At 60.2% G+C, this 14,326-nt stretch carries 12 protein-coding genes; 6 read left to right on the forward strand and 6 right to left on the reverse strand.

Going from position 1 to position 14,326, the window contains the following annotated elements:
• Positions 1 to 933 carry an SDR family NAD(P)-dependent oxidoreductase gene (locus QRN07_RS15810; protein WP_285241519.1) on the reverse strand — a complete coding sequence of 311 codons (933 nt, stop codon included), beginning with the start codon at positions 931 to 933 and terminating at the stop codon, positions 1 to 3.
• A gap of 125 nt (positions 934 to 1,058) precedes the next feature.
• Between QRN07_RS15810 and QRN07_RS15815 the strand changes: the two genes are divergently transcribed.
• Positions 1,059 to 1,526, forward strand: coding sequence for a MarR family winged helix-turn-helix transcriptional regulator (locus QRN07_RS15815; protein ID WP_285241520.1), 468 nt, complete (start codon positions 1,059 to 1,061; stop codon positions 1,524 to 1,526).
• Positions 1,527 to 1,731: 205 nt separating this feature from the next.
• Here QRN07_RS15815 and QRN07_RS15820 read toward each other — a convergent pair whose 3' ends face one another.
• Together QRN07_RS15820 and QRN07_RS15825 are read right to left on the reverse strand one after the other, a co-directional pair.
• Complete coding sequence (locus QRN07_RS15820; RefSeq protein ID WP_285241521.1) at positions 1,732 to 2,742, reverse strand: PDR/VanB family oxidoreductase; 1,011 nt, start codon at positions 2,740 to 2,742, stop codon at positions 1,732 to 1,734.
• 35 nt (positions 2,743 to 2,777) lie between these two features.
• Positions 2,778 to 3,872: an aromatic ring-hydroxylating oxygenase subunit alpha gene (locus QRN07_RS15825; protein WP_285241522.1), complete on the reverse strand. Its 1,095-nt coding sequence runs from the start codon at positions 3,870 to 3,872 to the stop codon at positions 2,778 to 2,780.
• A gap of 185 nt (positions 3,873 to 4,057) precedes the next feature.
• Here QRN07_RS15825 and QRN07_RS15830 point away from each other — a divergent pair, with 185 nt between their 5' ends.
• Positions 4,058 to 4,624 carry a PadR family transcriptional regulator gene (locus QRN07_RS15830; protein ID WP_350224297.1) on the forward strand — a complete coding sequence of 189 codons (567 nt, stop codon included), beginning with the start codon at positions 4,058 to 4,060 and terminating at the stop codon, positions 4,622 to 4,624.
• 658 nt (positions 4,625 to 5,282) lie between these two features.
• On the opposite strand, the gene QRN07_RS15835 is transcribed toward QRN07_RS15830, so the two are convergent.
• The 3 genes from QRN07_RS15835 to QRN07_RS15845 form a co-directional block, all read right to left on the reverse strand.
• Positions 5,283 to 6,404, reverse strand: a complete 1,122-nt coding sequence (locus QRN07_RS15835; RefSeq protein ID WP_502934795.1) for an agmatine deiminase family protein — start codon at positions 6,402 to 6,404, stop codon at positions 5,283 to 5,285.
• A 734-nt stretch (positions 6,405 to 7,138) separates the two neighbouring features.
• Positions 7,139 to 8,284, reverse strand: a complete 1,146-nt coding sequence (locus QRN07_RS15840; RefSeq protein ID WP_285241523.1) for a flavin reductase — start codon at positions 8,282 to 8,284, stop codon at positions 7,139 to 7,141.
• A gap of 37 nt (positions 8,285 to 8,321) precedes the next feature.
• Positions 8,322 to 8,897: a MarR family winged helix-turn-helix transcriptional regulator gene (locus QRN07_RS15845; RefSeq protein ID WP_285241524.1), complete on the reverse strand. Its 576-nt coding sequence runs from the start codon at positions 8,895 to 8,897 to the stop codon at positions 8,322 to 8,324.
• A gap of 461 nt (positions 8,898 to 9,358) precedes the next feature.
• On the opposite strand from QRN07_RS15845, the gene QRN07_RS15850 reads away from it, so the two are divergent.
• The 4 genes from QRN07_RS15850 to QRN07_RS15865 are packed head-to-tail and all read left to right on the forward strand — an operon-like array spanning position 9,359 to position 14,321.
• Positions 9,359 to 10,666: an NtaA/DmoA family FMN-dependent monooxygenase gene (locus QRN07_RS15850; RefSeq protein WP_285241525.1), complete on the forward strand. Its 1,308-nt coding sequence runs from the start codon at positions 9,359 to 9,361 to the stop codon at positions 10,664 to 10,666.
• A 3-nt stretch (positions 10,667 to 10,669) separates the two neighbouring features.
• A complete protein-coding gene (locus QRN07_RS15855) occupies positions 10,670 to 12,397 on the forward strand; it encodes a CocE/NonD family hydrolase (RefSeq protein WP_285241526.1) in 1,728 nt (575 codons plus the stop codon).
• Positions 12,394 to 13,353 (forward strand): ABC transporter permease, encoded by a 960-nt coding sequence (locus tag QRN07_RS15860; RefSeq protein WP_285241527.1) that lies wholly within the window; start codon positions 12,394 to 12,396, stop codon positions 13,351 to 13,353. Before QRN07_RS15855 ends, QRN07_RS15860 begins: the two co-directional genes overlap by 4 nt.
• Positions 13,350 to 14,321 carry an ABC transporter permease gene (locus tag QRN07_RS15865; protein WP_285241528.1) on the forward strand — a complete coding sequence of 324 codons (972 nt, stop codon included), beginning with the start codon at positions 13,350 to 13,352 and terminating at the stop codon, positions 14,319 to 14,321. Before QRN07_RS15860 ends, QRN07_RS15865 begins: the two co-directional genes overlap by 4 nt.
• Positions 14,322 to 14,326 lie beyond the last annotated feature (5 nt).

Genomic DNA, 14,326 nt, shown 5'->3' on the forward strand with positions numbered 1-14,326 from the left:
CTACTTTGCTGCCGCTTCGGTTTGCAGCTCGGCCGGAAGCTCGGGGAAGGACTCGCCTACTGACTGCAGCTTGTCGCCGAAGAGTGCATCGAACTGGTCCTGCAGGGTGTAGTAGTCCCAGCCGCCGTCATGAAACTCAGAAATAATGGCGTCCGGGTGGCTCCACAGCTGCAAGCGGTCTCCGCCGGCACCGATGGCCTGACCGGTGATCTTGCCCGCTTCCTCCGAGGCCAGGAACGCGATCAGCCCGGCGACATCGTCGGCGGTGCCGAAGCCCAGATCCTTGCGGAAGAAATCTGGCATTGCCTCGCCGCGCTCGTCGGCCTCCACGGCCTTGGCGAAGAAGGGGACAGTCTTGGTCATGGCGGTGGCCGCGACCGGGATGACCGCGTTAACGGTGACTCCCGTGCGCTTCATCTCCAGCGCCCAAGTGCGCACCATCCCCACGATGCCGGATTTGGCAGCTGCGTAATTGGTTTGGCCAAAGTTTCCGCGCTGGCCCGTGGGCGAACCGATGGTGATAATGCGCCCGGCGACGCCGTTTTCCTTGAAGTAGCCGAACACTTCGCGAACGCACGTGAAGGTGCCACGCAGGTGTACGTCTATGACGAGATCGAAGTCCTCGTCGGTCATCTTCAGGATGGACTTGTCACGCAGCACTCCGGCGTTGGTGACAAGGATATCCAGTCGGCCGAAGTTCCGGGTGGCTGCCGCAACCAGTGCCTTGGCGGTTTCGCTGGAGCCAACCGGCGCCACCACGGCTACGGCGTTGCCGCCCGTGCCAACGATCGAGTCCACAGCCTTTGCCGCGACATCGGCGTCGACGTCGTTGATAACCACGGCGGCACCCAGGCGGGCCAGCTCCTGGGCATAGCTCAGACCGAGGCCACGCCCGCTACCGGTGACTACCGCTACTTTTCCTGCCAGTGACATGTCCGCTCCTTCAAAGTGGTGTTGTTCCCACCAAAGCATCGTGGGAACCTTGCTTGGTACATAAGAACTTAAACTCTTAAAAAAATCAATGATTAATTTTATTATCTACTTCTCGAGGCACTGACTTGGTAAGCAAAAGCAGTACGAGCACCGACCCGATTGATCGTTTCCTCTCGTGTGAACTGGCAGGTGAAATCGAATTTTTGACGGCACGAACCCGCGCGTTGGGCGTCGCGAGGGCCAATGAGCTGCTGGAGCCATTGGGGCTGAAGGTCCGTTCCTACTCGGTGCTGTCCCTGTCCTGCAGCGGTCTCGCTCCCACGCAACGGGAACTGGCTGACTTCCTCTCCCTGGAACCCAGTCAGATTGTGCCTCTGGTCGATCACCTGGAGAGCCGCGGACTCGTCGAGCGCCGCGCCGATCCCAAGGATCGACGTTCCAAGATTATTGCGGGAACATCCGCCGGGCACGAGTTGTACAGGAAGGCGCGTCTGGTCACCGCACAGGGTGCATCCATAGCACTGGATCAGCTGAACGCGGCGGAGCAGGAAACACTGCGCGAGCTGCTGGCGCGCGTAGCCTTCAACCGCTGAGGCACAGCCTTCAACTCCAGTGGCGGAGAGGCCAGGCGGGGTCGCCCGCATTACGGTTCCTGAGGATGAGCCGTTTAATGGCACCACACCACTTTCGTTGCAGGTCCTGTTCTCTTGCTCCCCCTGGGTCCGATCCTGCAGCGGAATGCCGACGGCAGGACGCGCTGTGTCTCGGGCATTCCGCGTTGGGCTACATTCGCTATGGTCAGGAAATCTCTACGGTCACCACCGCGGGGCCGGGGAGGGAGGCGCTGGCCATCAGGCCTTTTCGTGAGGTGACTGCCCGTGACACGCAGCATGTCATCTTCTCGGTGGCGGCCCGCTGGCGGGCGCTGTAAAAGACATCGCGGTGGTCGATGGCCCCGTCAAGCTTGAGGATTCTTACCTCACAAAGTCCACATTCGCCTTTCCGGCAATCGAACATCATATCCGCGCCGGCATCCTCGAGAGCTTCGAGCATGGAGCGTTCCTGTCCCACCGTAACTTCCAGTCCCAGATTCGGAACCCGAACGATGAATTCCTCCGGGTCGTGCCAGCCGCTGTTGCCAAATGTTTCGTAGCGCAGGTTGGGGTAGCTGAGTTCGCGTTCGATCCAGGTACGGCGGACGGCGTCCATGAGACGGATGGGCCCGCACATGTACAGTTCGGTATCGTCCGTGGCGCCTGCAACGAGTTCGTTTACGTTCAGCGGCGTTCCCTCGTCATCGATGTGGACGGCCAGCTTCTCGCCGTGGAGCTGCCGTAGCTCCTCCACATAGGCCATCGCCGCGCGGCTGCGGCCGGCATAGACCAAGGTGTAGTCCAAGCTCAGGTTCCTCAGGACTTTGGCCATATTGGTCATCGCAGTGATGCCTATGCCACCTGCCAACAAGATGTAGCGTTCGGCACCGACTCGGAGTGGGAAGTTCTGCAACGGCTGCGTGAATTCAAGCACATCGCCCGCTTTGAGGTTGTGCATGAAGATCGATCCGCCCCGGGACAGGGGAACCTTCAGAACACTAATGACGAGGTGCGTGCCGTCCTCGCTTGACTCGACGACTGAGTAGGACCTCGTGTCCTCGTGCCCCTCAATGCGGACCCTCACGTCAACATGTGTGCCAGGTTCTGCTTTTTTGGGAAGATCCGACGCGAGTACGATCCGTTGGATGTTGGTGGCGATCTTCTGGACCTCAACAACTGTTCCCCGTTGCCAGACCTCTATGTTTGTTGCTGCCATGTCAATTTCACCTTTTTAGTTCTGTCTGTCCCGCTCTAGGCGAGGGAAACCAGACGGCCTTCGGATTGCAGCTGTCGCTCGATCAGGCGCCGAACCCACATGCCGCCGGAATCGATGTTCAAGTTGTAGAACTCGTAGTCCGGGTTGGCATCAATGGCAGCCTGTTGGGCCTTAAGCATGGCTTCGTCCTCACCGAACACACCATGGACTCCCTGCCGCAACTGAGTCGTGATCAGTTGGCTGTCGAGGCGATAATTGCGCATGAATGCCCAGAAATAGTGGCAGGATTTCTCGCTTTCAGGGGTGATGGCATTCATCACGAAGCCGTTTACGCCCTGGCTGCGGTTACCCTCAAATGCTCCTGACCCTGCTTTGGCGACTCCAACATCGATGTTGATCACTGACGGGGATCGGTAGGTGATGATTTGCCACCTGTCGACTTTGCCTTCGAAGCCTGGGAATTTGTCGCGCATATTTTTGAGCCAGAACGGAGGAGCATCAATATTGAACATCCAGCGTGCAACGGTGACGGTGCTGTCATCGTGGGTAACAACGAAGTCCGATTCGCTCAGCTCGTCCTGTCCGATGGAAGAGGAATGAATAAATTCCTCGTGGGTGAGATCCATCAGGTTGTCCAGCACCAGCTGGAAATTGCACGGCGCGTAAATGGTTTCGCCGTCGCCTGCCCACGCCGATGAATCCAACTGGTGCATGTCGGGCACCAGCCCGGCGTCGGCCTTGGTTGGGTCACCGAGCCAAACCCACACGTAGCGGTGGCGCTCGACGACGGGAAACGACGGAACCGTTGCGCTGGGGTTGATGGTCTCCTGCGCTGGCATGGAGACGCAGCGTCCAGCCGAGTTGTACACGATGCCGTGGTAGGGACACTGGATCTGGTCCTTGCCGAGGGTCTTGCCGAGGGACAGCGGCGCGAGCCTGTGCCAACAGGCGTCGGCAAGGGCCACTGCCTTGCCGTCCTCTGTGCGATAAAGCGCCAGCGAGCGGCCGGCGACTTTCCGCGACATTGGTTGACGGGTCACTTCCTTGTCCCAGGCGGCGACGTACCAGACGTTCAAGGGATAGCCGAGAACTTTATTGGTTGTGGAGCTCTGGGTATTGGCAGCAGTCATGGTTTTCCTTCATACACAGTGGGCGTCGACAATGGCGCCGAAGGGTTGCTAGGGAACGATGGACTGTCCCACTTAGATAACTATCGGCATAGTTAGTGCGTTTGATTCCAGACTATCTATGGATATAGTTATTGACTAGAGTTGAAGGAAAAGAGGGTCATTCTGTGAGTCTCCGGTACGCACTGTTGGCGCTGCTGTCGGTGGAGCCGATGACGGGTTACGACCTGTCAAAACGCTTCGAATCATCAGTTGCGTATGTGTGGCATGCCCCGGATTCGCAGATTTACCCGGAGCTGAGGCGGATGGAAAAGGGCGAGCTCCTGGCCGCGGAAGAAATACCCTGGGGTCCGAACAGCAAGAAGACGCGGTATCGGATAACGGAGTCCGGCATTGCAGCGTTCCGGGCGTGGATGAACACACCGTTGGAGTACTCCCGTGAGCGGGATCCGGTGCACCTGAAGGCGGCTTATCTGGAATGGGCCGACCCGGAGTCTGCGAGGGCGCACATGCAGGCCCACATCTACTACCACACTCTCCGCAGGCGACAGTGGGAGGGCATGATCAATGAACTGCGGACGGGCACGAATGTGATGCTGAGCAAACGCCTCGCCGTGACCCCGGAAGCGGACCGGCGGCGCACCACCGCTTACAAGATCTTCACCTATGAGGGTCTGATCGCCCGCGCTGAGACGGAAATAGAGTGGGCCCGACGCGGCCTGAAACTCGTTGATTCATTAGATGGTGCTTCCTGACTGCAACAAGCCGATTGGCTCCTAACTTCCGGCGGACCTCCGGTGCAGGTCTGCCTTGCGCATTCCCCGGTCGGCTTCCGCGGCAGCTCTTTACCTGGTGGCCAAGAACGCCCTCCAACGAGCCCAAGAAATCCCGGCGCAGATGCATATCCCAGCCAACATCAGCCCAATTTCAGGCGAGTACTACGGCGAGCCGTGGTGGCCCTGAGCCATGCCTCATCCGCACGTGCCCATGCGAGGGGCTGGCAACCCCTGCCCCTGCGAGTCGTGGCAAAGCCGCTCGGGCTGTCATCGTCACATTGGTTGTTGTCCGGAGGGGCGGTGCACGACCACTCGCTCGGCACTAACTCTTACGAGCGTCGAGGGGCGCCTGCCGGAGGTGGGCGGGTGCATGGAGCGGACCCTAACGGCGTCGTGCTCAATGCGGGGCGGACTACCAAATGGATTGTGTCTAAGGGCCCAAGCACCGCTTGCATTGCTCGCCGTCTACCGGAGGCGGTCGCCTCTTTGATCGCATCAGGGCTGATCACCACCAGTGCGTAGAGGAACATCCCGGACGAATCAAATTCTTCGATCCGCTGCAGGTACCGGCGCACCAGTTGCTCGTTAGTGATTTCACCTGCTTTCGACGCCGACCGCAGCAGAGTGATGGTTGCCTCTACGACGTTGAGCGCTCATGCCGTGTTCGCTTCCCGTTGCCCGAAGCCGGCGCGGGCTGTTGCTGGGTAATGCAGTGGATTCCGCCGCCGAAGGCGAAAATGTCCCGGGCATCCACCAGTTCCACCGTCCTGCCAGGGTAGGCGCGTTCCAAAATCCCTTGCGCAATGGCATCATTTGGGTCATCGAAAGCGCAAAGGATGACGACGTTGTTGGCAACGTAGTGGTTGATGTACGACCAATCGACGTAGCCTTCTTCATCTCTGAGCGAGGTAGGGGCTGGAACGTCAACAAGGCGCAGCGGACGACCCTGAGCATCAATCTCGCGTTCCAGGACGGACTTGACTTGTAGGTAGACAGCGTAGTCGGGATGTGTAGGGTCATCTTGGCGATGTAGCAGTATAGTGCCCGGGCCCGCGAATGCCGCCACGATGTCAACATGGCCGCGGGTGCCGAACTCGTCGTAGTCACGAGTGAGTCCTCTTGGCAGCCAAATGGCTTTGGTGGTACCCAGCGCCGCATGAATCTCGTCTTCGACGCTTTCCTTGGTTGCGCCAGGATTGCGGCCCGGATCGAGCTGAACGGTTTCGGTCAACAGAACGGTTGCCTGACCGTCTACGTGGAAACCGCCGCCCTCATTCACCAAGGAACTCCGCTTGACCGGTATCGAGGCTGCGGACGCTACAGCGCGGGCCACGTTCTGGTCGTTGCCCCACGAAGCCCAGGCTTGGGCTCCCCAGCCGTTGAAGACCCAGTCGACGGCCGACAGGGACCCATCTGCTTGGTGCGTGTAAGTGGGGCCGCTGTCCCTTAGCCACGCGTCATCCAAGGGCACTTCGATGACGGTGATACCACCACCAAGCCAAGTTCTGGCCGCGTCCAAGTCGCCGGGGTCAGCCAGGACGGTCACCGGCTCATACCTGGCGATCGTTTGCGCTACGGTGGCCCAAGCGGTGCGGGCGCGCTCCAAGGTTGGGCTTCCCTTAGCGCCGAAGGTGGCGTTGGCTGGAGGGAAGGCCATCCAGGTCCGGTCATGCGTTTCCCATTCGGCTGGCATACGGCTTTGTAGGGTGGCGGCAAGAGGGGCGGCAGATGCGGCTTTTGCTATATCGGCGGAGGTCATGTGTGATCCGGTTCCTTCGATTCGTCAGGGGCTCCGAAGCAGGCCATACGCGTCGACGATGCCTGCCCGGACGGCCCTTTATTGGAAATGTCAATATTGGACTGCCGTTGGTTCTCTCTAAGGTTCGTCGGAGACCCCATCAGAGCTCCACGAGTACCTGTCCGTGGGTCTTGATGATGAAAAATACCTCCGCATCGATGAGACGCACTCTGGTCTCGTCCGGGCTCAAAAGGTTGACCAGCCCCAATGAAGGAAATGTCCTAACGACGCTTCCGGAGTGATAGATCTTCCCGTTGTGCCAGGCTTGGATATACTCGCCGGGCTGAAGGTCTTCGACAGGACATCCATGCTCTCCTTGTGAATCGATTGCTTCCGATATCACACGACTATCACGCTGTCGAGGAGAAGCATCTGCATAGCAGCCTGCTCTGCTACCGGCGGTGACGCCATCCGTGCTCACGTTGTTACTCCACGGGAACAACGCTGTGGCCAAGCGCCAGGCCGTAGAGGGCCCTGGGTTCACAACCTGAAGCCTCAATCCAGATCAAGTCTCCGTTCGCGCTCACGCATTCAACGCGTCCCACCCGGACCATGGTGCCCGCTTCCATGACCTTCACAATTCGTCCTAAAAGCTCGTGGCTATCTTCGGGACCGTGCTTGCTTTGTATTCTGAGGTCCGGTTCCATTGGCGGTTTTCCTTACAAGTGCGTTGAGACGGAAAGGGCAGTAGCCATTTAGAACACTCCGCCCCAAGCGTGTACAGCGCTGCGGACGGCACCGCGGACGAGATCGTTCTGCTCACGTAAAAGTCCCTTTGCAGCGTCCACGTCGCGTTCGCTTAGGGCGCGCACATAGGATGCCAGCAGATTGTGGCCGCGGCGCTCCTGCCAAAGTTTGTCGTCGTAGGTTCCCAGCCAAGCCGCAGCGAGGCTGCACTCCCGGAAGCGGTCGACCAGGTCGCGTGAGTGCGCCAGCCCGACGACCGCAGCGTGGAAGTCAAGGTTCAGCTCGAGGAAAGCCTCCAGGTCACCGCTGGTTTCCAGCGGCATCGCGGCAAGATTCTGGGCGTTCAGTACGAGCGATGCGATCTCGTCATCACTTGCGTCGCTAAGGTATTTATCGATCACGCCGCTCTCAAGCGCATAACGGGTGCGATACACGCCATCCACTGCATCTGCCGTTAGCGGTGTGACGGTGAAGGAACCATCGGCCTCGTTTTTGTCCACCAGCCCTGCTGCGGTCAGCCGCATCAGCGTGTTGTAGACGGTAGTCGTCGTGATGCCAAAGTCTGATGCCATGTGTTCGAGGTCGACCTCACTGCCCACTGTCACCGCGCGCTGCAGGATCCAGCGGCGAGCAGCCAGGAATGCATGACGTTCACGGGTCTCATGGAACTCCCCGAACTGTCCGCGGTAGTAGGCGAGTGGCTCACCGAGGTGGGCTTCCGCGCTAAGCACCCGCCCGAAGAAGACGGTATGGGTACCCCCGATGTGCGTCTCTTCCACGGCACATTCCATACCTGCGAGCCGACCGGGAAGCAGTGGCTGGCCTGCAGCCCCGGTCTCAAGCCGAAGCCCCTCAAAACGATTATCAAGCGGACGGGCAAATCGTACTGCCAACTCGCCTTGGGCGGACGATAGCACATTCGCAGCGAACTTCCCGGTGCTCAGGAGTGCATCGTGCGTGCTGCTCGATTGGTTCAAGCAGACGAGTACCATCGGCGGGTCAACTGAAAGTGAACTGAAGGCCGAGACTGTAGTACCGAAAAGCTGGTCACCTTCGGTGGTGGTGATGATGGTTACGCCGGAGGCGAAGTGGCCGATGACGTTGCGAAATGCGACGTCATCGATGGGAGGAAGCTGCGGGAGGTTCACTGGCATGAATGGCCTTTCGTGTATTTGAGGAGTTTCGTCGCGGTCAGCTGTTCACGGCATGTCCGTCGGCATAGGGCCGGGCGCGCGGCCCGAGCATGATCTGGCCGAGGAGTCCTTGCAAAACCATCCGCTCGGGTGCGGAGAGGGGGTTGAGCCACTCGTCGATGAGAGCGAGATGCCTGGCGTGCGCGTGGCTTACCAACTCGCTACCGGTTGGGGTTAGGGTCATAACGATCGATCGCAGGTCGGTCTTGGAATCGCGCGTCGTGACCAGCTCTTTCTTCTTAAGCGTCTTCATCGTGGATGAGACTGAGGCCCGGCTCATAGCTGTAGAGGTTGCAACTTCGTGCGGCTGCTGCGGACCCGCTATCCATAGCGAGAAGCAGACCCTGAACTCGGTCCAGGAGAGAGCTGCTGGCCGCAATACCTCATCCTCCGCGTCGTTTAACATGAGGCGATTGACGCGGCGAAGCAGCAAACCGATTGCGGCGGCGTCCTCCAATCTTGCATCGGCGAATTCGTCACGGGCGCGGCTCCGAGCACGATCAAGGAACGTGCCAAAGCGGTCCCCGGCCTGGTTAACCGTCGCAAGGTCCGGAGATTCGACTGTTTCGCTCATTTGCACTCTCTCTGCCCCGATGAGGAGGTCTGCTCCCAGATTAGAACCCTCGATCTGTGGAACTAGTTCAGCTATTTGCTACCATCTTGGGTTCATTCTCCAGTAAAAGCAAGGCTCTCGGCGGACTTTTCTCTGAAAGTAGTTCACTGATTGACTACTTTGCGAAGCGGTGTTAGCGTGATCTCCAGCACAAAGTGGAGCCGCCGAAGACGATCGAGCCGGGCCAGTAAGGCGCCGCAGTGAAGTTGCCAAAATGGATGGAGCGTCAATGTCAAAGTCGTCACCGAACGGCAGAGGCCGATATCCCCACCCGGATTGTTTGCTACGGATCTCTAGAGCGGATTTCCGCATTTCACTATGACTACGTGGGCTGCCCTGGCAGAACGCGATCGGGATTGTGTGGCTGACTACCAGTGAAAGCCGCAATTCTCCCTTGACCCCAAGTACCCGAAAGGCATCGCATGACCCGCCAGATGACCCTCACGACCTTCCTGCTGCCCTTGGGCTACCACCGCAACAGCTGGCGGCTTCCCGGTAGCCGCGCCGAAGAGGTCCCGGGCCTCGAATTCGTAGTATCTCTTGCGCAGATGGCCGAGAAGGCCAAACTGGACGCGGTGTTCTTCGGCGACATCTCCCATGCAAACGGAGCCATGCGCGGTGACACGATGATGAACGGCTTCTACGAGCCGATGACCGTGCTCTCTGCCATCGCAGCCCGCACGACGAAAATCGGCCTCATCGGTACGCTCTCGACCAGTTTCACCGAGCCCTACAACGCGGCTCGTCAACTGGCCGCACTGGACCACCTTTCGGGCGGCCGGGCAGGGTGGAATGTCGTAACCTCAACGGACGGGTTCGCCAACTTCGGAATCAAACAAGTGCCTGACCCGATCGAGCGTTACCGCCGTGCGCAAGAGTTCGTGGAGGTCGTGCTCGCGCTTTGGGACAGTTGGTCGGATGACGCAGTGCTCGTCGACCGTGCCGCCGGTCAATGGCTCAATCCGGGAAAGCTGCGCCGGCTCAATTTCGAAGGAGAATTCTTCAACGTCGAGGGTCCAATCCCGGGGCCGCGTTCACCTCAAGGGCGCCCGGTGATCGTGCAGGCCGGTTCGTCAGGGCCAGGCAAGGCACTCGGAAGTGCTGTTGCTGATGCAATCTACACCGCCCAGTCTCTGCTTCCCGCTGCTGTGGAGTTCGCCGAGGAGTGTCGAGGGCTTATCTCGGAAGCCGGCCGCAACGCCGGCCACGTCAAGATCCTGCCGGGCATCGTTCCGGTAGTCGCCGACACTGCAGCCGAGGCGAATGAGATTGCGCAGGCGCTCGGGGAACTGCTGGACTACGGTCAAGGGCGCCTGGAGATCGCAGCCCAGCTTGGTATCGATATCGATGACATCGACCTCGATGACCGTGTCCCGGAAGACCGCTTCCCAGCGCCGGAGCGGCTGAGCAGCAGGCAGAACATCTTCCGGAGTAAGGCCGTGGACGGCGGCCTTACCCTTCGCGAGCTGGTTCTTGATCGTGCACGATCCACCGGCCACCAGTGGATCGTTGGAACCCCATCCACGGTGGCAGATCGAATGCAGCAGTGGTTCGACTCAGGGGCGTGCGACGGTTTCAACCTCAATGCTCCCTATAACCCTGACGGGTTCGAACGTATCTGCAGCAAGCTCGTGCCCGAGCTACAGGACCGCGGCATCTTCCGAAGCGAATACACAGGTAATACTCTGCGCGACCATCTGGGCCTGCCCCGCCCGAATGTGCGGTTCTGACCGATGACGATCAGCGAGGGAACCATGAAGACATCACGAACGACAATCACTCGGCCTGGCGTTCATCCGAGCGAGGTCGTCGGCAAGCCGGCGCCGCCGCCTCTGCGGCGGGAGAGTATCACGACACATGGCCTGCGGCTCGAGAAGGACCTCGCCATCGTCCTCCGTGACAACACGACCATCTATGCTGACGCCTACCTCCCGGAGTACGAGGAGGCTTACCCTGTTTTGCTTGCATGGGGACCTTACGGAAAACACTGGGTCACGGACCGCATGTTCCCGGGGGCAGACGTTGACCCGGAGTGGATCTCGCCTCTGACCGGCTTCGAGGCGCCCGATCCCGTATTTTGGTGCGCGAACGGCTACGCCGTCGTGCTCGTGGACCCACGCGGACTGTGGCATTCGGAGGGAATCTTCCCGCACAACGGCCCCCAGGAACGCGAGGATCTCTATGACACTATCGAGTGGATCGGCAGCCAGCACTGGTGCTCAGGTAACGTCGGCATGCTGGGCGTGTCCTACCTGGCGGGGAGTCAGTACCAGGCGGCAGCTGCTCGTCCGCCGTCGCTGAAGGCCATCAACCCGTGGGAGTGCTTCTCGGATTGGTATCGGGAGTTCGCCTACCACGGCGGCATCCCCGAGACTGGCTTCCGGCCACGGGTCTCCCAGAATGTTTCGTACTCGCTGAACGGCACCGAAGATCCTGAGGCGAACGTAATAGCCCGCCCACTCGACGATCCCTACTATGCCGATAAATACGGGCAACTGCATGAGATCGACATCCCGGCATATGTGGTCGCGTCCTGGAGCGACCACGGCCTCCACACTCGTGGCACGCTCGCGGCGTACTCCGCAATAGGTTCCGAACAAAAGTGGCTTGAGGTGCACGGCCAGAAGAAATGGCGTCAGTTTTACGCCCCGGAAAGCCGGGCCAGACAACTCGCGTTTTTTGACACCTTCCTAAAGGGGGAGGACCGCGGGCTCGAGCGATGGCCGAGTGTACGGCTCGAGGTACGGGACGATCCCCGCAAGAATCGCGCACGGTGGGTTGAGCAAGCCTTCTGGCCCCCTGCTGGGGACTACCGTTCGTTAAACCTTGACATGGCGACCCGCCAGCTCACCCCTGAGGTCACACCAGCCGGAGAGCTGCGGATCGACCCACTCAGTGAGTCAGTGGAGCTCCGCTACGTCTTCGACCGCGACACCGACCTCATCGGCCCGATGTCCCTTCGGCTGTGGCTGCGCGTCGACCTTGGCGAAGGGGCCGATCCGGAGGTCGCGCTCGACGCAGACGTTTTCGTCATCGTGCGCAAGCTGGATCGCGCTGGAGACGAAGTGACTTTTCCCATTAATGCCCTGTTCTCCGATGGTCCGGTCGCCCTTGGATGGCTACGTGCAAGCCATCGCGCACTTGACCCGGTTCGCTCGACAGCACTCGTACCTTGGCACCCGCACACGGGCGAACAGACGCTCGAAACCGGAGTGCCCGTACCACTTGAGATTGAGGTCTGGCCACAGGCGACCCACTTCGCCGCAGGCGAGAGCCTGATGCTTGTGGTGCAAGGCAGAGACTACAACGTGCGGCCCCCAGTTGCCGGACGTCCTCCGCTGCAGATCCTGCACGAGGATCTGCGCAACCGCGGCGCCTGGACACTTCTGGCGGGGCCCTGTTACGACAGTCGTCTGCGGATACCTGTCGACCAGGCCTCTGTCCGCGACGGGCAGTGGTGAGTCCTTTGCTCCGTTATATTGCAGGACGCGTAGCAGCCGCAGTTGCTGTGCTGTTTGCCCTCTCGGTGTTGTGCTTCTTGATCGTCCGGCTTATCCCAGGGGACCCGGTTGCCAACATCGTCAACAGCAACTCCGCCACACCCGAACACATCGCATCCATCCGGGCGCAACTAGGTCTGGACCGGCCCTGGCCCGAGCAGTACCTCACATGGCTCGGCGGACTTCTCACGGGCAACCTCGGCCGCTCGCTGACCTTGCCCGTACTGCTCCAGGATCAGGTCGCGACCCGCCTGCCCGTAACGATCGAACTGGCCGTCATCGGCACAATCGTCGCGGTGATCTTCGGATTGTGCTTCGGAACGGCCTCGGCCTATTGGCGTGGCAGGGTACCCGATGTCTCGATCCGAGCACTCGCCTTCATCCTGCTCGCGCTCCCGGAGTTCATCGCCGCGACCCTCGTGGTGGTCGTCAACTCGCTGACGCTCCGCCTTCCCCTACTTGGTTACGTGCCGTGGGAGCAGAGCCCTACAAAGAACATCATGTCGTTGCTAGTTCCTGGCATCGTGCTCGGTCTCGCAAGCGGGGCCGTGCTGACCCGCTATGTACGCAGCTCGCTGCTAGATGCCCTCGATCAGGACTATATTCGCACCGCGCGCGCCAAGGGCGCCTCTCATCTACGGCTCGTCTTCGCACATGCGCTCCGTAACAGCATGATCCCGGTCGTTACAGTCATCGGAACCTCGCTGGCACTTCTAATCGGTGGCACCGTCGTCATCGAAAACGTGTTCTCGCTGCCTGGGATGGGGACCGCACTTATCACGGCTATGAACACGAGCGATTACCCAGCAATCCAGAGCTACGTCGTGATCCTCGGCGCGTTCTATGTCGTGATCAATCTGCTCGTCGACGTGAGCTACCCCGTGATTGATCCTCGAGTAAGGCTGGTGAAGAAGTGACCGCAACCGCACAAACCCCAAGGCGTTACACACACAAGCGAGGCGGAAACTGGGAGCTGTGGCTCGGAATCGCTCTGCTCGCCGGCCTTGCGCTCTTCGCGCTGACGAGCCTGCTGCCCGGAGTCGATGCGGAGGGTTATGGATCCACCGCCCTGTCCGCTCCATCACCCCAGCACCTGCTCGGCACCGACAATCTAGGACGAGAGATGTCGGCCCGACTTTCGACCGCAGCGCTCAGCGGGCTACTGCTCGCTGTAGTTGCCACGCTCCTTGCAGCGGTTGTGGGCACAGCCCTGGCACTTGTCGCATCCTACTTCGGTGGTCTCTGGGACTTGATTATCATGCGCGGCGCCGATCTTGTACTCTCGATTCCCGGCCTGCTCCTGGCACTCGTAGTGAAAGCCATTCTTGGGCCAGGAATGATCACACTTCTTGTGACCATGACGGTGTTGTTCGCCCCGGTGCTCGCGCGCATCATGCGAGGTCCCATGCTCGCCGTCCAAGAACGCGGTTTCGTGACTGCAGCCGAGATTGCAGGGTGCTCTCGCTGGAGCATTGCGACCGGGCACATCCTTCCGAACGTACTCACGCCCCTGCTTGTCACCGCGGCCGGCATCGCCGGCCAGACCGTCCTCGTCGAGGCCACCCTTAGCTACCTCGGCCAAGGTACGCCGCCCCCGAGCCCCTCCGCTGGCCGAATGGTCAATGAGTTTCAAAAGTACATGCTCGTGTATCCACATCTGATCGTGCTGCCTGCCATCCTCATTCTTCTGCAAGTGGTCGCCTGGAACCTGCTCGCTGATGGTTTACAGAGGGTCATTCGCGGCGGCTCCCGCACCCGGTGGAGCGCCCTGATGGCGCTGATCGCCGGCTGGAGACCGGCCCGCGGGGCCACGAAGCATACGGAGGACCTCACGCCCGACCCCCGCCAGCAGCACACCACCACACGCACTACCGACATTTATTGATTGGA

The organism is Pseudarthrobacter sp. MEB009 (genome assembly GCF_030208875.1).
Classification (GTDB): Bacteria; Actinomycetota; Actinomycetes; order Actinomycetales; family Micrococcaceae; genus Arthrobacter.